Origin of the sequence: Sporolactobacillus caesalpiniae (assembly GCF_040513385.1) — a bacterium.
Lineage (GTDB): Bacteria > Bacillota > Bacilli > Bacillales > Sporolactobacillaceae > Sporolactobacillus.
In genome coordinates this window covers 417,029-436,257 of record NZ_JBEVCB010000001.1, presented here as the reverse complement: position 1 = coordinate 436,257, position 19,229 = coordinate 417,029, and the positions used below count along the sequence as shown (strand labels likewise).

At 44.5% G+C, this 19,229-nt stretch carries 21 protein-coding genes; 4 read left to right on the top strand and 17 right to left on the bottom strand.

Annotation, left to right across the window (positions count from 1 at the left end):
- Positions 1-32 precede the first annotated feature (32 nt).
- From ABWW58_RS02000 to ABWW58_RS01990, 3 genes are all read left to right on the top strand, one after another.
- Positions 33-173 carry a sporulation histidine kinase inhibitor Sda gene (locus tag ABWW58_RS02000; protein WP_093669905.1) on the top strand — a complete coding sequence of 47 codons (141 nt, stop codon included), beginning with the start codon at positions 33-35 and terminating at the stop codon, positions 171-173.
- Positions 174-329: 156 nt separating this feature from the next.
- The gene (gene sigK, locus ABWW58_RS01995) at positions 330-1,031 is read left to right on the top strand and encodes an RNA polymerase sporulation sigma factor SigK (RefSeq protein WP_093669903.1); all 702 of its coding nucleotides are present in this window, start codon (positions 330-332) and stop codon (positions 1,029-1,031) included.
- Between the two features lie 143 nt (positions 1,032-1,174).
- Positions 1,175-1,471, top strand: coding sequence for an acylphosphatase (locus ABWW58_RS01990; RefSeq protein ID WP_093669901.1), 297 nt, complete (start codon positions 1,175-1,177; stop codon positions 1,469-1,471).
- Positions 1,472-2,642: 1,171 nt separating this feature from the next.
- Here ABWW58_RS01990 and ABWW58_RS01985 read toward each other — a convergent pair.
- From ABWW58_RS01985 to ABWW58_RS01905, 17 genes are all read right to left on the bottom strand, one after another.
- On the bottom strand, positions 2,643-2,864 hold the full coding sequence (locus ABWW58_RS01985) for a YrhC family protein (protein ID WP_353867593.1): 222 nt from the start codon (positions 2,862-2,864) through the stop codon (positions 2,643-2,645).
- 116 nt (positions 2,865-2,980) lie between these two features.
- Positions 2,981-4,114, bottom strand: coding sequence for a bifunctional cystathionine gamma-lyase/homocysteine desulfhydrase (locus ABWW58_RS01980; RefSeq protein ID WP_353867592.1), 1,134 nt, complete (start codon positions 4,112-4,114; stop codon positions 2,981-2,983).
- A 34-nt stretch (positions 4,115-4,148) separates the two neighbouring features.
- Positions 4,149-5,063 carry a PLP-dependent cysteine synthase family protein gene (locus ABWW58_RS01975; protein WP_353867591.1) on the bottom strand — a complete coding sequence of 305 codons (915 nt, stop codon included), beginning with the start codon at positions 5,061-5,063 and terminating at the stop codon, positions 4,149-4,151.
- Between the two features lie 37 nt (positions 5,064-5,100).
- Positions 5,101-5,571 (bottom strand): S-ribosylhomocysteine lyase, encoded by a 471-nt coding sequence (locus tag ABWW58_RS01970; RefSeq protein ID WP_353867590.1) that lies wholly within the window; start codon positions 5,569-5,571, stop codon positions 5,101-5,103.
- A gap of 1 nt (position 5,572) precedes the next feature.
- Positions 5,573-6,271 carry a 5'-methylthioadenosine/S-adenosylhomocysteine nucleosidase gene (mtnN, locus tag ABWW58_RS01965; RefSeq protein WP_353867589.1) on the bottom strand — a complete coding sequence of 233 codons (699 nt, stop codon included), beginning with the start codon at positions 6,269-6,271 and terminating at the stop codon, positions 5,573-5,575.
- A 23-nt stretch (positions 6,272-6,294) separates the two neighbouring features.
- Positions 6,295-6,933 (bottom strand): class I SAM-dependent methyltransferase, encoded by a 639-nt coding sequence (locus ABWW58_RS01960; RefSeq protein ID WP_353867588.1) that lies wholly within the window; start codon positions 6,931-6,933, stop codon positions 6,295-6,297.
- 236 nt (positions 6,934-7,169) lie between these two features.
- The gene (locus ABWW58_RS01955) at positions 7,170-7,724 is read right to left on the bottom strand and encodes a YrrS family protein (protein WP_353867587.1); all 555 of its coding nucleotides are present in this window, start codon (positions 7,722-7,724) and stop codon (positions 7,170-7,172) included.
- A gap of 378 nt (positions 7,725-8,102) precedes the next feature.
- Positions 8,103-8,573 carry a transcription elongation factor GreA gene (gene greA / locus ABWW58_RS01950; protein WP_353867586.1) on the bottom strand — a complete coding sequence of 157 codons (471 nt, stop codon included), beginning with the start codon at positions 8,571-8,573 and terminating at the stop codon, positions 8,103-8,105.
- A 102-nt stretch (positions 8,574-8,675) separates the two neighbouring features.
- Positions 8,676-9,320, bottom strand: a complete 645-nt coding sequence (udk, locus tag ABWW58_RS01945; RefSeq protein ID WP_353867585.1) for a uridine kinase — start codon at positions 9,318-9,320, stop codon at positions 8,676-8,678.
- Between the two features lies 1 nt (position 9,321).
- Positions 9,322-9,996, bottom strand: a complete 675-nt coding sequence (locus tag ABWW58_RS01940) for an O-methyltransferase (protein ID WP_353867584.1) — start codon at positions 9,994-9,996, stop codon at positions 9,322-9,324.
- Positions 9,997-10,037: 41 nt separating this feature from the next.
- On the bottom strand, positions 10,038-11,126 hold the full coding sequence (gene mltG, locus ABWW58_RS01935; RefSeq protein WP_353867583.1) for an endolytic transglycosylase MltG: 1,089 nt from the start codon (positions 11,124-11,126) through the stop codon (positions 10,038-10,040).
- Between the two features lie 140 nt (positions 11,127-11,266).
- Positions 11,267-11,587: a DUF1292 domain-containing protein gene (locus ABWW58_RS01930; RefSeq protein ID WP_093669875.1), complete on the bottom strand. Its 321-nt coding sequence runs from the start codon at positions 11,585-11,587 to the stop codon at positions 11,267-11,269.
- On the bottom strand, positions 11,580-12,017 hold the full coding sequence (ruvX, locus tag ABWW58_RS01925; RefSeq protein ID WP_353867853.1) for a Holliday junction resolvase RuvX: 438 nt from the start codon (positions 12,015-12,017) through the stop codon (positions 11,580-11,582). The genes ABWW58_RS01930 and ruvX overlap by 8 nt, the downstream gene beginning before the upstream one ends.
- Positions 12,014-12,280 carry an IreB family regulatory phosphoprotein gene (locus ABWW58_RS01920; protein WP_093669871.1) on the bottom strand — a complete coding sequence of 89 codons (267 nt, stop codon included), beginning with the start codon at positions 12,278-12,280 and terminating at the stop codon, positions 12,014-12,016. Before ABWW58_RS01920 ends, ruvX begins: the two co-directional genes overlap by 4 nt.
- A 37-nt stretch (positions 12,281-12,317) precedes the next feature.
- The gene (alaS, locus tag ABWW58_RS01915; protein ID WP_353867582.1) at positions 12,318-14,960 is read right to left on the bottom strand and encodes an alanine--tRNA ligase; all 2,643 of its coding nucleotides are present in this window, start codon (positions 14,958-14,960) and stop codon (positions 12,318-12,320) included.
- Between the two features lie 348 nt (positions 14,961-15,308).
- Entirely contained in the window at positions 15,309-16,370 is a 1,062-nt protein-coding gene (locus tag ABWW58_RS01910; protein WP_353867581.1) for an AI-2E family transporter, read from the bottom strand.
- Between the two features lie 79 nt (positions 16,371-16,449).
- The gene (locus ABWW58_RS01905) at positions 16,450-16,647 is read right to left on the bottom strand and encodes a YrzR-like zinc ribbon domain (protein WP_093669865.1); all 198 of its coding nucleotides are present in this window, start codon (positions 16,645-16,647) and stop codon (positions 16,450-16,452) included.
- 815 nt (positions 16,648-17,462) lie between these two features.
- On the opposite strand from ABWW58_RS01905, the gene ABWW58_RS01900 reads away from it, so the two are divergent.
- Positions 17,463-18,701, top strand: coding sequence for an IS110 family RNA-guided transposase (locus ABWW58_RS01900; protein ID WP_353867580.1), 1,239 nt, complete (start codon positions 17,463-17,465; stop codon positions 18,699-18,701).
- The last annotated feature ends 528 nt before the right edge of the window (positions 18,702-19,229 follow it).

Genomic DNA, 19,229 nt, shown 5'->3' with positions numbered 1-19,229 from the left:
AAAAGGAGATGAAAAACCGGTAACGGTTGACAATGGACATTCTTTCAGACGATCTACTCATTGAATCCTATACAAAAGCTAAAGAATACCATTTATGTGAGGATTTTATTAAATTGATTGAAGCAGAAATGGAACGTCGAAGCTTGCGGAATCAAATGCAGCAGACAAGCTAACATTCAATGATCAGTCAAACTCCAAATAACTCGTTGACAAAATAGAACATTAGGACCAAGTGATTCTTTTCAAGCAGGACAGGCACAGGACAGGGCGAGTGCCCATAAACTAAAAGACAGCGAAGGAAAATAGATCTCCCAAAGGAGTGAACACTCATGCTGTCAATTGTCGGTGGACTCGCCTATTTGTTCAAAAATGTGTGGTTGCTTGTATCTTATGTGAAAAACAACGCTTTTCCCCAGCCATTGTCAGAGGATGAGGAAGCCAAATGTTTACAGCTTATGGCTGAAGGCGATGAAGATGCCCGCAATAAGCTCATTGAACACAACTTGCGGCTTGTCGCTCATATTGTGAAAAAGTTTGACAATACAAAAGAAGATACGGATGACCTGATATCCATTGGTTCCATTGGACTTATTAAGGCCATCAACAGCTATTCAACAGGAAAAGGGACGAAACTCGCAACTTACGCTGCGCGTTGTATTGAGAACGAAATTTTAATGCATTTGCGTGGACTAAAGAAATCAAGAAAAGACGTTTCATTAAATGATCCGATTGGGCAAGACAAGGAAGGCAACACCATTTCGCTCATTGATATTCTGAAATCCACGAATAAGGACATTGTCGATGAGATATCTCTAACACTTGAAACAAAAAAAATTTATGGTGCCTTGCATATTCTTGATCCACGCGAACGTGAAGTAATCATCGATCGATTTGGACTAGACAATCAAGATGAGTTGACTCAACGGGAAATCGCAAAAAAGCTATCGATTTCCAGAAGCTATGTCTCACGGATTGAAAAACGTGCGCTGATGAAGCTGTTTCATGAAATCTACCGAAAACCTAATCACTAATCGTAATTAAATCAACAATAGATAAGCATTCTCATACCCTGTCATCTGATTAAATGGTACCATTAATAATAAAGATTCAGAATAAGTATGAGAATCGAGGAATCAATATGGACGAATCGCACAAAAATAGAGGTTTGAACCTGATGGGAGAGCCGGAAGAAATTAAAAGTGTTCACCTAATGGTTAAGGGGAGAGTACAAGCTGTTGGATTCCGCTATTTCACTTGGCAAACAGCAAATGTATATCGCATTTCCGGATGGGTACGCAATCGTGACGATGGCAGTGTCGAAATTGCTGCTGAAGGCGAAAAATCAGATATTCAACAATTTGTGAAAACGATAAAAAAAGGAAGTCCTTTCTCGCGAATCTCTAGCGTTGACCTGTATGAATATACCGAGCCGAAAAATTACATTCAATTTGAAATAAAAAATTCAGATTGATCGAACCAACTCTAAAAAGCAGTAAAGCAAGACCTATGCGTCTTGCTTTACTGCTTAAATTTTTTGTAGTTGACGATACTCTTTAATGAATTTATATCAGGTAAGCCTATCAAATTGATTCCTCTTAGTATAGTACAATCCCCAATGTCCTCATAATAGAAATGTGTGCTCGCATTGCCGATCCAAGATTGTTTCATGAGCTTTTTTTATAAGTTGGTTGCGTCTCACTCTCGACGCGCGATCAATGTATCCAGGCTTCCACTGTAGGGTTACGGTCAGTTTTTGAATATGGAAACAGATCATTTTTGTATGCCTCCTACGTATTATTCATCTATACCGTCATTTTACATTCCACCTTAATCTGTTTCGACGGGCTGTTGGATGGTTTCTGCCTCCTTCCGAGGTCTGAACTTTCCTCAGTCTGAGAAGAAGAAAGAACAGGCAAATAAGTAACGAGTAAAATAAGCGGAGATTTTCCGGCTATTTGCATCATGGTGCTTGTTTTACAGGTAAATAAGGGTAATTTTTCCGCTTATGCACGGAAAAACCCTCTATTTTCACGTTTTTCGATGCGATAAGCGGAATTTTTCCGTTTATTTCTTAGATTGGTCGGCTTACCTAATCGTCCATCCGAATCTTATGACCTTATCGTCGTACCGGCGAAGGCAAAACGCTATACTGTCTTAAAAACCGGGCAAGTCCGGTCCTTAATCTCCAGCCATGTGTGATGGTTTTGTGTCTTTTCAGTGCTGAATCGCCGCTTCGGTTACTCGCTTGCCGCGGGCGCACCGCGAGCCTCCTCAAACAGGCAGAAATCTGCGGGGTCTCGCCGGCACGCTAATCCCGCAGGCGCCCTCGTACCTCCGCTTTGATTCTCGGCCAAGACACTGGTCTATTGGTTTGAAAACGTGCAAAATAATAAACTTTCTTTACCTGCAAGAAAAACCTGGGCAAGCCTGGCCCTTGGCTATCATTCTGTATAAAGCTTTGATCCATTAAACTTGTGACTTGAACGACACTTCAGCTGCTCGCTGGTCCCGCAGGTCTCACGCTTTCGTGTCTGGATATTTTTTCTGGTTCAGCATGCTCAAGATCTAATACTTTCTTTACTTGCAAAAAAAAAACCGTCGAAGGATCTTAATCGATCGTTCGACGGTTTATCGTGCATCTATCATAGTTTTTCCTTCAGTTTCGATGTTCTCCAGTATAAAAAGAATGAAAAGATTAGGAATATGAAGCTGGATAAGGATAGAATTCCAAGCTTCCATTGAACTTCGGCATATTTAGGAATCAAAGTGCCGCAATAGAGAAACGAGCTGATAAACAAGCATAACATGCCGATTCTTTGGTAGTCGATGATTTTATCTAGAATCATTTTTTGTTGTTCTTCCAAGTTCATCCCTCCGTCACTTGATTACTATAACACGAGATGAATATGAGAAGATCAGGTAGTTTCTGACAAAGTGAAACGCAGATTGATTCCACACCTAATCGACAAACCGTATTAGATCAACTTAATGCTTGTTCCAAATCTTCAATTAAATCTTCCGCATCTTCAATGCCAACGGACAAGCGAATGAGACCATCAGTAATACCCAGTTCTTCTCTTCTCGGCTTCGGAATTGATGCGTGCGTCATTTTCGCCGGAACCGAAATCAAACTCTCTACAGCACCAAGGCTCTCAGCAAGTGTGAAAAAATGAGTCTTTGAAAGGATTTGATTCACAGTCTTCTCATCTCCAACATCAAAAGAGATCATGCCGCCGAACCCTGATGCCTGCTTTGCAGCAAGATTGTGCCCAGGATGACTCTCGAGACCCGGATAATAAACCTTCTTCACTTTTGGATGTGCCTCGAGAAATTTTGCGATCTGATTCGCGTTCTTCTCGACCTGCTCCATACGCAGGCCAAGTGTTTTGATTCCGCGGACGAGAAGCCAAGCATCTTGGGGACCTGGCACCGCGCCAACTGAATTTTGAACAAAATAGAGGCGTTCAGCTAATTCATCAGAAGCGACGGCGACGAGTCCTGCCACTACGTCACTGTGTCCGCCAATATATTTGGTCGCACTATGAAGAACAATGTCCGCGCCTAAGTCGAGCGGATGTTGCCAGTATGGTGTTGCAAATGTGTTGTCAACAATCAACAGCAGTCCATGCTGATGCGCGATTTTAGATGCTTCACGAATGTCCGTCACTTTCAGCAAAGGATTTGTCGGTGTTTCCAGATAAAGCGCTTTTGTCTTGGCAGTGATCGCTTTTTCAATGTTTTCCGGAACACTTGTATCGACAAAGGTCGCAGAAATGCCCAACCGTTTAAATACTTTATCAATAACGCGGAACGTCCCGCCATAGACATCATCAGTAATGACCAAATGATCGCCGCTATTAAGCAACATGAGAACCGAAGAAATAGCGGCCATACCGGATCCAAACGCGAATCCCGCTTTTCCATGTTCAAGCTCTTGGATCAACACTTCAAGTGCATGACGTGTCGGATTGCCTGAACGAGAATAATCATAACCTTTCGTTTTGCCCACTGCTTCTTGTTTATAAGTACTTGTCTGATAAATCGGCACAGACACACTGCCTGTGAACTCATCCCCAAAAATTCCTGCGTGAATAACTTGTGTCTTTGGTCTCATGTATGATTCCTCCAGTTTTTTTGAGAAAATTCTTTTACTCATAGATATGTTCGCCGAGATAACGTTCACTCGAATCAGGGAAAATGACAACAATAGTGGTTCCCGGTTCTGATTTTCCCGCCTCAAGCAAGGCTGCGTGCAGTGCGGATCCTGATGAGCTGCCGATCAACAGTCCTTCATATTTTGCTGCCTCTTTCAACCGCCGAAAAGCATCTTGGTCTGCAATTGTATAAATTTCATCAAAATACTTGGTTTTAACGAAAGAAGGAATAAATTCCATTCCAATTCCCTCAGTGCGGTGCGATGCGGGCTTCCCGCCGTTTAAAATGGAACCCACAGGCTCAACAACCACCGTTTTCACATCCGGATTTTTCATTTTAAGATATTCCGCCGTACCTGTGAATGTGCCGCCGGTACCTGCACCCGCGATTAGCACATCGACTTTCCCGTCCAAGTCGTCCCAGATCTCAGGTCCTAGTGTTTCAAAATAAGTCCTCGGGTTATCGGAATTCGCGAATTGATTCGGGCAGTAGCCGCCCTCTATCGTCCGCTCCAGTTGCCGCGCTTTCGCTACCGCTCCAGACATACCTTGATCGGTCGGCGTGGTAACGACACGGGCACCGAGCGCTTTCATTAAGACTTGCTTCTCCGCGCTGAATTTCTCAGGGACGCAGAAAATGACATTAATGCCCTTCCCCACTGCCGCAAGTGCCAACCCGATCCCTGTGTTTCCAGCTGTCGGCTCAATTAAGGTGCCGCCCGGCTTAAGTTTTCCAGACTGTATCGCCTCACGGATCAGCTTTTCTCCCAGTCGGTCCTTCACGCTGCCTCCGGGGTTGAAATACTCGCATTTCGCATAGATTCGCACACCCTCGGGCAGTGGAAATGCGTGCAAAGCGACAAGCGGCGTCTTGCCAACAAGTTCATGAACACTTTCGTAAACTGCCATAACCCTCTCTCCCTATCTTTGGGGCACAAGGTCAAGCTCAGGCATAGATTTCTCTCCACTCGGCTTTGTGCGCCAACATTTTTTCCGCAACTTTCTTTGCGCCGGCAAGATCATGGCTTGCCGCCCAGCCGCACTGATAACAGTTTGCAGCTGGAACTTCAGTTGCGTTCACTACGTCAATAAGTGTACGCTCAATTGCTTGAAGAATAGCGTCATAGCTGCTGTTGTCAACGATTGACACGTAAAAACCGGTCTGACAGCCCATCGGACCGACATCGACTATATTATCAATATGATTGCGAATGTTTTCTGCCATTAAATGTTCTAGAGAATGGAGTGCCGGCATTTCCATATGCTCTTCATTCGGCTGGCAAAAACGAACATCATATTTATAGATCTCATCTCCACGCGGCGCCTTGGTCACCCCGACCAGCCGCACATAAGGCGCCTTCACTTTGGTGTGATCCAGATTAAAGCTTTCAACGTTCATTTTGGGGCGTTCCGTCAAGTTAAGCCATCTCCTTAATGATTGAGATAATGAATTCAGCCGAATGTTTCGCGGCGGTCTTTAAAAATTGATCAAAAGATATAGTCGAATCCTTACCGGCGATGTCAGATAAGGAACGGATGATCAGAAACGGCACATTGAACTGGTGACAGACTTGCGCGATTGCCGCTGCCTCCATTTCCACTGCCTTTAACTCAGGAAATATATTTTTAACATTTTGGATGCGTTCCGGATCAGACATAAATGAATCGCCCGAACCGATCAACCCCTCAACAATTTGATGCTCAGATCTTGCAGCTTCAGAAGCGGATATTGCCGTCTCAACCAATTTGCGGTCCGGAAGAAAAGCAGGAGGCATACCAGGTACCTGCCCCGGCTCATAGCCAAAGGCGGTCGCATCGGCATCGTGATGAATGACGGATGACGAAATCACAACATCACCAATATTAAGTGCCGCATCTGTACCGCCAGCCGATCCGGTGTTAATGACGGCAGACGGATGATAATGGTCGATCAGAAGCGTCGTTCCAATCGCTGCGCTCACTTTTCCAATTCCTGATTGGAGCAGAACAACCTCAGTACCTTCAAGTATTCCTTTATAAAAATGGCAGCCGGCAATTTCTTTTTCCTCGACTCCGCTCATATGTTCTTTGAGCAATGCGACTTCTTCTTCCATTGCTCCGATCATTCCTAATGTCACAACTTGGTCCTCCTGAAAATCATTTAATTTTTTTCGGCGACAATCAGCCACGCGAATCGATTCAGCTGCTTAAAATACGGCACAAAGTGCTTCTTGCGAAATGCCGTATATAGATTGCTTCGCAGTGGATAGTATTCTGTATTTAAATCCTTCAACAAATGAGCATACCCATTCGCGCGCGCCCACCGATGCACCTTTTTCTTTTCTAGTTCGCTGTCAAACAGTGTATCTGCAAACACTATTCTACCATTAATCGGCAATAGGCGACTATATTTCTCGATCGCTTGTTCCTTCTCTTCATCCGTTAGGTGGTGAAAGGCGAAAGAACTGACAATAGAATCGATCGGATGATCGGGCAGCGGAAAATCGAGAAAATCGCCATCCACTAGTTGTAAATTAGGAAGCTTGGTTTGAGCTTTCTCACGCATTTTTTCTGATGGTTCAATACCCACGACATCCAGTCCCCGGTCAATCAATTTCTGTGTCAGGTTGCCGGTACCGACCCCAAACTCGAGGACTGCCCCGCGTGCATGCTTGGCTACTTCTTCAAGGATCAAATCGTAATTTTTAAAAACTTCCTTATATTCTCTGTCCCCACCAAAGACAGAGTGATCATAATGATCGGCCCATTGCTCAAATGTATGAATAAATTCGCGTCCCATTTATTTTTCCTCCCATACTAGTCGAAAACCATTAATTTCATATAATATTAGTATGGATTATTGAATTCAATGTCACTAAATTAGCACACATTATAAAAAACTACAACAAAAAACTATTCTACACCTCTACCGAAAGCTGGAAAAAAGTGCACACCCATTTTCTTATGAATCGTCAGCAATAAAGCAGAATCTAAAAAACAGCCGCACTCTGCGGCTGTTTGATGATAAGGGCTGGTTCACGGTTTCTTGACATTATCTGCTTGCCATTTCCCATCTTGATAGATCAAATGAACAACATAGATAGCGTTTTGATTATTTTTCGGTGCAACGCGTGCAAGAGAGCTGTTCGGCGTTCCACCGTTTCCCAGCCAGCGAATCGTCATGTTGGCCACGTCAATCCCTGTAGCCTCGGAAATAGCGCTCACCTGAGCGTTCCAGTCTGCAGACCCCATCTCGTATGAGGCTTGGTGATTCTCATCAGACTCCGTTGCCGAACTCGATGATTCAGAACTGCTTTCATCCTCATTTGATGCCTGACTGGAATCAGATGATGACTGATCGGAACTATTTTCTTGAGAATTGCTGCTTTCGCTGGATTGTGCCTGCGAATGCGATGATGCAGCTTTATTCGATGATGGCGATGTGTGAAAAACTGAAATGAGAATGATGCAGCCCACTGCTAGAATGAGCAATGAGACAATGCCAATTGTCCAGCTCAGCAAACGATCTCCTTTACTTTTGCGCTGCTCAACTCGAGACGATGAATCACCATTCCCTCTCTGACTTCTCATAGGACATCCTCCTTTTTACCGACAACACTAACTGATTATATACGGGACAGCTTTAAAAGTATATTATTATTTGAATTAAGTGGCCCGCAATAGTTAACAAACTACTTCATTACGAATACTTTGTCTATAATGCATGTCACCCCAAAATCTGTATAAAGGAATTCGAAGGAGTCAGGCTCGTCATGACTGTCCCTTTTAAGACTGCCATAAATATACACTGTACAACTTATGCGCATGCCTCAAAACTATTCCCGTCTGATCCTTTTCACGTATGATGCCTTATTGAACATCTTCCTTTAAACACCTATATAGAAAAAAAGCGCAAAACTGCCGGACTCATCACATCCGAACAGATTTGCGCTGTTTTCTTTTTCTCATTTATTCGACCTTTAAAATCTTGACGCGGATGTCGCCGCCCGGTGTGCTCACACTAACCTCTTCACCGACCGACAGACCAATCAAGCCCTTGGCCATTGGAGAATCGTTCGAAATCTTACCTTTAAACGGATCGGATTCGGCGCTGCCGACAATCTGATACGTTTCTTCATCGCCATCCGGCAATTCACGGAACGTTACCGATTTACCGATTTTTACAACATCAGTCGTTTCGTCATCTTCAATGATGACCGAATTACGGATCATGATTTCCAGCTGTTGGATGCGCGCTTCAACAAACGCTTGTTCATCCTTTGCTGCGTCATATTCAGAGTTTTCGGAAAGGTCGCCGAATCCACGAGCGATCTTAATTCGTTCAACAACTTCTTTTCGTTTCTCAGTCTTCAAATAATCAAGTTCATGTTCAAGTTTCGCTTTACCTTCAGCGGTCATATAGTGAAGTTTCTCTGCCATAGTCTGCCACACTCCTGAGTTAATTTATGATCAACTGCTCTAGTCTGCAATTCGGATGTCCATCGACAAGAGCGAATTGAGATTAGGGTTTTCACTTTCAAGTCATGTTGTCAAATTGCCCTTGCCTTCCAGAATGGTGCGAATTTTCGTGGCCATCAGGTCAATCGCTACCGTATTTTTCCCGCCCTCTGGAATAATAATATCTGCATACCGTTTCGTTGGTTCCACAAACTGCAGATGCATCGGGCGAACATCGGTTAGGTATTGATTGATGACCGATTCAACACTTCTGCCCCGCTCCGCGGTGTCGCGAAGCAGTCGGCGAATAATACGGAGATCTGAATCCGTATCCACAAAAACCTTAATGTCCATCAAATCGCGAAGCCGTTCGTCTTCAAGAATAAGAATGCCTTCGAGTATGATCACATCTTTTGGCTCGACGGGTACAATTTTAGCAGATCTTGTATGTACTGTATAGTCATACACCGGTTTTTTTATCGGGTGGAATTGAAGCAGCTCGTGAATATGTGAAATTAGCAAGTCCGTATCGAATGCAAATGGATGATCGTAGTTTGTCAGAAGCCTCTTTTCAAAAGGTTTGTCGTCTTGAGCCTTGTAATAAGAATCATGCTGAATAACTGCGATTGATTTGTCGGGGAAACTGCGGTAAATTTCCCGAGTAACCGTCGTTTTGCCGGATCCCGAACCTCCGGCAACTCCAATAACAATGGGCTTGTTCCTTTTCATATCAGTTTTCCCCCTCGTGCGCGGTAAATGTTTTCTTTGTGCTTACGGCCATTCCGTCGCCAATCGTGAGAAATAGGGTATCGAAATCGAGCTGCTCTGAAAGGAAGTGATTGTATTCATCGACTTTTTTGACGAGCCTGTTCAGCTGCCTTTTCTTAACAGCGTCAATATCGCAAACAAGGCCATGGAAAAAGACGTTGTCTGTAACAATAATGCCTTTATCAGACAAAAGACCGGCACACTTCTGAAAAAGATGTTCATATTGGGCTTTTGCGGCATCAATTAAGATCAGATCGTACGGGGCGGAAGCATGTACTTCCGGCAAATCTTCAGTCGCGTCCCCATCCACAATTTGTATCGAGTCCTGAAGATTGAGCGCTTTAATATTCTGAGTGGCCTCTTCGATCATCGCCGGATCCCGCTCAACCGTAATGATTTTCGAACCATCGCCGGCGACGAGCGCCATTCGAATGGACGAATAACCAATCGCGGTGCCAAGTTCAAGAATTCTTTGCGCGTTTGTCCAACGGATCAATTGCTGCAGAAAAGCCATCGCAGAAGGCTGCATGATGGGAATATAAATATCCGCAGCTTTCTTTTCCATTTTGCGAAGCAGCTCATTCTCCGAACACGTGAAAGCGGCCGCATACGCCGACAGCTCTTTAAAATCGATCAACCTTATCTTCCTTTCTCTAATTCATTGAATCCGACATTTACTTACGATTTCTCAGACCATTCATGACGATATTTAGCGACAACCGCGAGATGCTCTTTATAGGTTTTCGAATAATAAATTTTCCCATTCGGTCTCGCATAGAAAAACAGATATTTTGAAGGTGTCGATTTCAGTACCGACTCGATCGCGTCTTTTGCCGGAGCACCGATCGGTCCGACCGGTAAACCTGTTCTCGTGTACGTATTGTACGGCGTATCCTTGCGAATATCTTTAATCGTATAGTCTCGATTTCTTTTTTGTCTGCTGTAGATAACCGTAGTATCTGATTCAAGTCTTTTTCCCTGATCAAGCCGATTGTAAAAGACCCCTGCTATAAGACGACGATCTTTATCTTTGGGTGCCTCTTGCTCAACAAGTGAAGCCATCGCCAAAATGTCATGAAATGAGTGAAGCTTATTTTTCTTAATTTGGGACAAATAGTCCTTATACGTATTCCCTGTATTCTCAAGCATCTGATCAACCATTCGATCAAGAGTTATAGGATCCTTCTTCGTCACTTTAAAGCGATAGTTGCCCGGAGCAAGATAACCTTCCAATGGATAGTTAATTCCCTTAGAAAAGATCTCATTAGTGAGAAATGAGTACTTCTTTGCATAGTGTTCTTTTACATAGGCATGATCACTCAGTTTCCGGAGGATATCTTTCTTATCCAGCTTGGACACTTTGGCCATTTGATCGGCGACTTCACTGACCCACATGCCTTGACGGACATCCACAAGCAAAATCAGCCCGTGATGTTCCCCTTTCTTCAGATCATTCATCAATGTGCCAACCGACATCGTCTGATTAAACGTATAAGTTCCTGAATGGTAGGTGTTCAGATGATTCCATCGTACATAGAATTCAAATGCCCAAGCTTTGCGAATTAAGCGTTTCTTCTCAAGAATGTGTCCGATTTCACGGACGGAGGCACCGGACGGGATGGTTACCGAGACCGGTTGCTTATTTTGGCGATTGACCGGCGTCAACTGGTTTATATAGTATCGGTTAAAACCCCAAGCCGCTCCCGCAATCATCACGAAAAAAATAATGATGATGACAGCAATCATGCGCCAGTGTTTTTTTATCATAGAAATGAGCCGCTCCTTTCAAGAGTACCCCATCAATTATACACTAATTAACAGCAAAAATTTTTCATAAATTGACACGATTCGTTTCGATTTTTACCAGTTCATTTGGCATAGAAAAAGCCCCTATTGCCGGGGCTCAATCATTCTTCGCCTTCATCGCTGAATGTGTTGATCATCTCTTCAACAATATCCCATTCTTCATCCGTTTCGATTGGGAACAGTTTAAAATCTTCGTCATCGCCTTCATATCGGAAAGCGAATACTTCCTGCTCTTCATCATCATCCGTATCCTGTTCGGCAGGTACAACCACAACATAAGACTTGTCTGTTTCCGGAACATCAAAATAAAAGAGAACGTCAAAGAGATTTTCGTCTCCATTTTCTTCAGGGATGACAATACGTTCTTTTTCCTCGGAATCCGGCAGGAAAATCGGGTAATGATTGTGCTCGTGTTCACTCATCTTTTTTTTGCTCCATTCGTTTTTTATCAAGAAAACTTTGCAGTATGAGTACCGCCGCTTCCTTATCAATCACTTGTTTGCGTTTCTTGCGGCTGACATCAGCTTCAATTAGAATGCGTTCGGCAGCCATCGTGGTCAGTCGCTCATCCCAGAGTTCCACCGGAATCTTGAACTTGCGTCGGACGCTTTTGGCAAACCCGCGCGAAGCAAGCGCACGCTCGCTTTCCGTGCCGATTAGATCCTTTGGAAGACCAACCACGACAGATTCAATTTCATAGTGTTCGATTAATTCACCAATTCGGTCAAAAAGCAGATTTTTCTTATGTTCGACATAACGTACCGTTTCAATACCTTGAGCAGTCAGCCCAAGTGGATCGCTAATCGAGACCCCGCACGTCACCGAACCGAAATCCAAGCCCATAATTCTCATTCTTTGTCCCATTTCTCTTTAAGGTATGAAGTGACCAGCGCTTCAATGAGCTCATCACGTTCGAGTCTGCGAATTAATTTCCGCGCATCCTTGTGTCTCGGAATGTAGGCGGGATCTCCGGATAGCAGGTAACCAACAATTTGATTGATTGGATTATAGCCCTTTTCATCAAGCGCATCATAGACTTGAAACAAGACTTCACGTGGATTGTGATCCTTTTGATCGCCAAAACTGAATTTCATTGTCTTATCCATGATACTCATCTCCCAAACAGGAATTGTGTTGTCCATTGACACCGAATTAGCGAACAGCCGCTTTTTCAATCAGGTCGGAAACCGCGTCTAATGCCATACGCACTTTTTCCGGACGCTTGCCACCGGCTTGAGCCATATCCGGGCGTCCTCCGCCTCCGCCTCCGCAAATTGTCGCAACCTCTTTGACAATTTTGCCGGCATGGAAGCCCTTTTGAATCAGATCCTTGGTCACACCAGCGACAAGATGAACCTTTCCGTCTTCGACTGAGGCAAGCACAACAATGATTGATTGAAGTTTATTCTTTAGATCATCAGCCATCGAGCGGAGTTGATTCATGTCCATGGCATCGACCTTAGCCGCGATGTACGTGACATCTCCGCTTTGTTTCGCGGATTGTTCAAGTTCCCCTGTCTTCGCGCTGCCAAGCTTATTCATCAGTGCCGCATTCTCTTTCTCCAAGCTCTTAATCTGCTGCTGCAGTGCGTCAATACGTTCCGCAAGTTGATCCGGAGCCGCCTTCAGTGACGCGGCAATATTCTTCATCTGAAGTTTGACTTGATTCAACTTTTCAAAAGCCATTTCTCCGGTCAGTGCTTCGATGCGGCGTGTGCCGGCGCCGATACCACTTTCACCGACAAGTGTGAACAAGCCCAATTCCGAAGTATTGGAGACATGGCAACCGCCGCAGAGTTCCATGCTGTAATCGCCGGCACTGACAACGCGCACGATTTTACCATACTTTTCACCGAAGAGAGCAATGGCGCCTAGCTTTTTCGCTTCGTCAATCGGCATTTCTTTGATTGTCACCGGCAATTGTTCCCAAATTTTCTCATTAACGATTTTTTCAACTTCCCGCAGTTCGTCTTCTGTCACCTGACCATAGTGAGAGAAGTCGAATCTGAGCCTATCGGCTGAGACATAGGAACCGGCCTGGCCGACATGGGTACCTAGTACATCCTTGAGTGCCTGATCAAGCAAGTGTGTCGCCGTATGATTTTTCTGAATGGCAAGGCGCGCTTTCCCATCAATCGCAGCCTTCAGATGGTCACCAACTGCCACTTCACCGCTTCTAACAACGCAGGTATGCAGGTTCTGACCATTTGGCGCAGTCTGAACATCAGTAACATCGAGTTCGGCCTTCTCATTGGACAATGTACCTTGATCAGCCACTTGACCGCCCATTTCCGCATAGAACGGGGTGCGATCCAGAATCACTTGCACTTTTTCTCCCTCAGAAGCATGTTCTACAGCAGCATTATCCTTCACAAGTGCGAGTACCTTGACATCATCAACGGTGAATTGATCATAACCGATGAATTCGCTGGCTTCTGTAATATTGCGCAAGGTACCACTCTGAACCTGCATCGACTTCTGGTCCTTGCGGGCAGAGCGCGCGCGATCTCTTTGCGCGTCAAGCTCCTTCTCAAATCCCGTTCGATCAATAGTCAAGCCTTCCTGGTTCGCATACTCCTCAGTTAATTCAACAGGGAAGCCAAAGGTGTCGTAGAGTTTGAACACATTCGCCCCAGAGAGTTCGTCCTTGCCTTGTGCCTTCGCTTCTTCAACTTGCTGTTTCAGAATCGAGACACCTTCGTGAATCGTCTCCTGGAAACGTTCTTCCTCGCCGCGAATCACTTTCTGAACAAAAGCCGCCTTTTCGGAGACTTCTTTGTAGTAGTCTTTCATTATATCGGCAACAATCGGAACTAATTCAAACAGGAACGGTTTGTCGATCCCAAGATCCATGGCGTAACGAACCGCGCGGCGAATCAATCGGCGCAGAACATAGCCGCGGCCTTCATTCGAAGGAAGTGCCCCATCGGCAATCGCAAAAGTAACCGTACGCGCATGATCGGCAATAACCTTGAACGCTGTGTTCTTTTTGCCGATCTGATACCTCGCGCCGGAGAGTTCTTCAATCCGATGAATGATTGGCAAGAACAAGTCGGTATCGAAGTTCGTCTCGGCATTCTGAATCACGCTGACCATTCGTTCCAAGCCCATTCCGGTATCAATATTCTTCTTTGGTAGCGGGGTATGGCTGCCGTCAGGGTTGTGATTGAATTGCGAGAACACGAGATTCCATACTTCCAAATAACGCTCGTTCTCACCGCCCGGATAGAGTTCAGGGTCCTTCGGATCATTGCCGAAGGCTTCACCGCGATCATAGAAGATCTCCGTGTTCGGTCCACTTGGTCCTTCGCCGATATCCCAGAAATTATGCTCTAGCTTAATAATCCGGTTTTCCGGAAGACCAATTTTTTCATGCCAAAGCTTATAGGCGTCTTCATCCTCAGGATAGATGGTCACCGACAGCTTGTCCGGATCAAAATCAATCCATTCCGGGCTGGTCAAGAATTCCCACGCCCAAGTGATGGCCTCTTCTTTAAAATAATCGCCGACCGAAAAGTTGCCAAGCATCTCGAAGAACGTATGATGCCGCGCTGTAAACCCGACATTCTCAATATCGTTCGTTCTTATCGCCTTCTGAGCATTACAGATGCGCGGATTTTTCGGGACGACACGCCCGTCAAAATACTTCTTCAGTGTTGCCACACCACTGTTGATCCAGAGCAAGGACGGATCATCTACAGGAACCAATGATGCACTGGGTTCGACCGTATGCCCCTTACCTTTGAAAAAGTCCAAAAACATTTGCCTGACTTCCGATGAACTAAGCTGTTTCATCACAAGAACCTCCACTCAAGTTTGCTGCAACTACCATTATGTAAAACATGAGGACGCCAAGCGAAAAAAGCTCTCATCCCATTCACCAGAAAGGACGAAAGCTTTCAAGCTTTATCTGCGCCGCCAATGAAAAGAAAACTACGCGGCATATGTATAACAGCACTCGACGCCTCAGTCCGCCGAAAGCTTTCTTCAGGCGCACCGCCGTAAACGCTAAAACTAAACTACAGAAAAGCCGTTCCCGCAGTTTAAAATGGTTCAGACGGTCAATTGATTGGCTGCTCGCGCTGTCGCTATTCTTTTCGTCTCGTTTTCATTATTCTGCCGCTATTATAGATGAAATTCCCCTTATTTGTCAATAATTCGGAACCGCTCGTTCAAGTGGCGCAGACAGGTGCGGATGATGATAAAACAAGGAATGGCAAGGAGCATACCGACGATTCCCGCAAGTTCGCCGCCTACACCGACAGCAAGCATAATATAGAGCGGATGAATATCCGCACTCTTGCCGACAACGAGCGGTTCAATGACGCTCCCCTCAAGGAACTGAATCAGTATAATCATCAGAACAACACCGGCCATCGAATAAAATGACTTTGTCGCGGCAACCAGAACTGCCGGGGCGGCACCAATAAACGGACCGAAGTACGGAATCAGATCCGTTGATCCAATAAACAGTCCGAATACAATAGGATAAGGAACTTTAAGAATCCACAGTCCGATTGTCGCCATCACTGCCAGAATCGCGCAAACGGTCAACTGACCCCGAATATAGTTACCAATGGATTGGTCCATTTCCGAAAACAGGTCGGCCGTTTGCTTGCGCCACTTTCTCGGGACAAGCAGCAACGCATGTTTCTTAATTGATCCCGCATCCTTTAATATATAAAAAGAGAGAAACGGAATAATCAGTAACGTAAAGAACGATTGGACAACCCCGGAGCACCAGTCCATCGCCCGATCGGCAGTATGTGCCAAGCTGTTGCGGATTCGCAGCAATGCATCATTAACTTGATCATGCACAGCTTCCGGTGTCGATCCATATAAGTGATCTAAATTGGTTTGATACATTTTTTCATAATTTGATATATCATCATCAAGCCCTCTGAGCTCATGCAGCAGCACCGGGCCGCCTTTATAGATCGTAAAGCCGACCACGCCAAAGAAAAGCGCGTAGATTGCAAGAATCGCCACTGTCCGCGGCACCCCCATACGCTGAACGCGTCCCACGAGCGGATGAAGCAAATAGGCGATAATAGCTGCCGCAATAAACGGAACAGCCACTTTGGTTAGAAATTGCAGCACAATACCGATTAATGGCAGCAACCGATAAAAAAGATACCCGTTAAGAAAAATCAGCAGTGCGATAGATAGACCCTTCATCCACTGCAGGGCAGTCCATTTCCGCATCATCATCCCTCCACGCTTAGCTTTGCCCAATCATAAGCAAAACATGAGCGGCAGGATCGGAAGATGTGGACGAATTCGATCAGAATCCGTTCGCTTTCGCCTCCAGCTCTGAAGATTGAAACAAATCATCCAGACCGGTTAAACTCCCATCCTCTTCAACCTGACTCAATGATAATTTCCCATCCTCAAGTGACAATTCAATAAAGCAGTTCCAACAGTAATATTGATTGACACCGATTTTACCGATATTCTTACTTGAACAATTTGGACATTTCATCTGCGTTCACCTCAAGTTTCATTAGAGCGTTTGCTCAAATCTTGTTATGTGCATCAATGTCCAAATTTCTAGAAAAGTATACATTCGTTGGAAAAAGTGAAGAGAAAAAAATCACCTTTGAAAAATATTGTCTATTTGCGATGATTGTACTTTTCAAAAGCAAGAACGAACTACCGTTGAGGAATGAGCGTGAAATGACTCACAGTAAAGACGGAGTGCGCAGCATGGAACGGGAAAAGTTAAAGCAAACACATCTAAAGTTGGCGTATCCAACGATTTATTTCGCAGGTTAAACGGTTATTCAACAGGTTAGACGTTTATTCAACAAGTGAGCTACTTCATTCGTTATGACCTTTTTTCAATTTGATACGAGTTTCCGAATTCGTTACTACTTTCGATGTCTTCGTTACAAATTTAATGTCTTTCGTTACGATTTTTTTCCGGTTCGTTACGAGTCTCAGAGTTCGTTACTACTCGTATATTAATAATGTACTCAGTGAGAACTTGTATAAATCTGATCAAATGATTTGGACACCTGGTGATATTCCTAAGATAATGAGTTTAAGGATCATTTGGGTTAATTCCCGTTACTACTGTAGTTTGACTACTTTAAAAGACTGATTCCCGGTGTACGCAAGGGACTCCTTACTCGCAGGCTGTTCATCTCTGATTCTCATTGTCCTGTTTGAGTAGGCAGGACGCGGCTAATGAAGCAGAGAATAAGTTCCGATACGCGAGTGTGCTGGTCGGCGTTCACACTTAGGGATATCCCCAGATGCCCAAGTTATCCTAATTGAGAGGAGGATGGTTGTATCATGACCTATTTTGTTGGTTTGGACGTAAGTTCACTAGATATCAAAGTCTATATTGAAAATGAGAAAGGGAACAAAATAAAAGCTTACCCGATCCCAAACAATCGTCCAGGTGCTCTAAAACTGCGCGACGATCTCATTTCTTTAGCGGAGGATCAACGGGTTGATGCGTACACAATTGGCTTGGAATCCACCTCTGTGTACAGCTATCATCCAGCCATGTTTTTTCATACAGATCCTGAATTAAAGAAGATCGGCTGCACCGTCTATATGCTTAATCCTAAACAAGTGGCCAACTTCAAGAAAAGCTATGCGAATCTGGATAAAACAGATGAGATTGATGCGTTTGTCATTGCCGACTATCTGAGATTTGGCCGTTCGACACTCTCTGTAGTCAAAGAAGAACAGTATATCGCTCTTCAACGACTGACGCGTTCCCGTTTTCTCTTGGTTCAAGAGCTGACAAGAGAAAAACAACATTTTCTGCAGCACCTAAACTTTAAATTCAGCCAGTTTACTCATGACGTTAAAACTTCCGTTTTTGGACAGGCTATTTTGGACTTTCTCAGTGATGAATTCAGCTTAGATGATTTGGTGACTATGCCCTTGGAAAAGCTGGCACTGTACCTTCAGGAAAAGGGAAATCACCACTTTGGGGATCCCAAAAAAGTGGCCTCATCCATCAAAACAGCGGTCAACAATTCCTATCAGCTGAGCCGTTGTGTGGAAGATTCAGTGGATCTTCTCATGAGTACTTCAATTACTCTGATCAGAACGATGAAAGCCCAGATTAAAGCCTTAGAAAAGGGCATTGAGAACCTAATCAAAAGTCTTCCGGTAGCAACGCGAACAATTGATACTGTTCCAGGGATTGGTCCCGTCTTTTCAGCTGGAATCATCGCTGAAATTGGTCAGATTGATCGGTTCCCAAACGAAGCAAAGCTGGCAAAGTATGCCGGATTGTATTGGCATAAACACCAGTCGGGTACTTTTACTGCTGAGGATACCAGACTTTCACGAACCGGGAACGTCTATTTGCGTTATAACCTGATTGAAGCCGCCAATCATGTCATACGCTACGTTCCGGAATACCGAAGGTACTATGAGAAAAAGGCAAGTGAAGTCACCACTCATAAACACAAACGTGCACTCGTTCTAACTGCAAGAAAATTGGTCCGCATGGTTGACGCTCTACTCCGTCACCATGAAGTTTATGCACCGAGTAAAGGGATGACCGGATAAGTCAAAATGACTGTTTCCACTCCCTTATCTATTCCCAGTATTTTACATTTCACACTGGGCTTAGATTAGAGTTCGCCTTTTTATCGATCAATGAACAAATATACTTTACAAAGCACTTGACATAATACCGCAGGTCTTTTGATGCCTTCGTTACAACTTTAATGACTTTCGTTACGATTTTTTCATGGTTCGTTACGAGTCTGGGAATTGGTTACGACTTTCGATAAATTAGCTACGACTTTGAGCTCATTCGTTACGACTTTTTCGCGATTGGTTACGAGTTTGGGAATTCGTTACTACTTTCGATAAATTAGCTACGACTTTTTCGTGGTTCGTTACGATTCTGGGAAATAGTTACAACTTTTCCTCTCTTGGGTTGATGAACTTCCCAGGGCTTGGGTTCAACTTTTCACTCGTTAGGTTGAACTTTTGGTCTTCGGTTGAACTTTTCCTCTTTTGGGTTGAACTTTCCCCAGGTGTTCGTTCTAACCTCGACTCTTACACGCTTGTTGCGTTTCTTCCGTCAAC

Coding starts and splice junctions, on each gene's coding strand:
- udk (WP_353867585.1), bottom strand. CDS start 9,320: ATGAAAAGGAACAAGCCCATTGTTATTGGAGTTGCCGGAGGTTCGGGA.
- sigK (WP_093669903.1), top strand. CDS start 330: ATGCTGTCAATTGTCGGTGGACTCGCCTATTTGTTCAAAAATGTGTGG.
- ABWW58_RS01960 (WP_353867588.1), bottom strand. CDS start 6,933: ATGGGACGCGAATTTATTCATACATTTGAGCAATGGGCCGATCATTAT.
- ABWW58_RS01920 (WP_093669871.1), bottom strand. CDS start 12,280: ATGAGTATCATGGATAAGACAATGAAATTCAGTTTTGGCGATCAAAAG.
- ABWW58_RS01900 (WP_353867580.1), top strand. CDS start 17,463: ATGACCTATTTTGTTGGTTTGGACGTAAGTTCACTAGATATCAAAGTC.
- ABWW58_RS01905 (WP_093669865.1), bottom strand. CDS start 16,647: ATGAAATGTCCAAATTGTTCAAGTAAGAATATCGGTAAAATCGGTGTC.
- alaS (WP_353867582.1), bottom strand. CDS start 14,960: ATGAAACAGCTTAGTTCATCGGAAGTCAGGCAAATGTTTTTGGACTTT.
- mltG (WP_353867583.1), bottom strand. CDS start 11,126: ATGATAAAAAAACACTGGCGCATGATTGCTGTCATCATCATTATTTTT.
- ABWW58_RS02000 (WP_093669905.1), top strand. CDS start 33: ATGGACATTCTTTCAGACGATCTACTCATTGAATCCTATACAAAAGCT.
- ABWW58_RS01990 (WP_093669901.1), top strand. CDS start 1,175: ATGGGAGAGCCGGAAGAAATTAAAAGTGTTCACCTAATGGTTAAGGGG.
- greA (WP_353867586.1), bottom strand. CDS start 8,573: ATGGCAGAGAAACTTCACTATATGACCGCTGAAGGTAAAGCGAAACTT.
- ABWW58_RS01930 (WP_093669875.1), bottom strand. CDS start 11,587: ATGAGTGAACACGAGCACAATCATTACCCGATTTTCCTGCCGGATTCC.
- ABWW58_RS01980 (WP_353867592.1), bottom strand. CDS start 4,114: ATGAGACCAAAGACACAAGTTATTCACGCAGGAATTTTTGGGGATGAG.
- ruvX (WP_353867853.1), bottom strand. CDS start 12,017: ATGAGAATTATGGGCTTGGATTTCGGTTCGGTGACGTGCGGGGTCTCG.
- ABWW58_RS01975 (WP_353867591.1), bottom strand. CDS start 5,063: ATGGCAGTTTACGAAAGTGTTCATGAACTTGTTGGCAAGACGCCGCTT.
- ABWW58_RS01955 (WP_353867587.1), bottom strand. CDS start 7,724: ATGAGAAGTCAGAGAGGGAATGGTGATTCATCGTCTCGAGTTGAGCAG.
- ABWW58_RS01910 (WP_353867581.1), bottom strand. CDS start 16,370: ATGCGGAAATGGACTGCCCTGCAGTGGATGAAGGGTCTATCTATCGCA.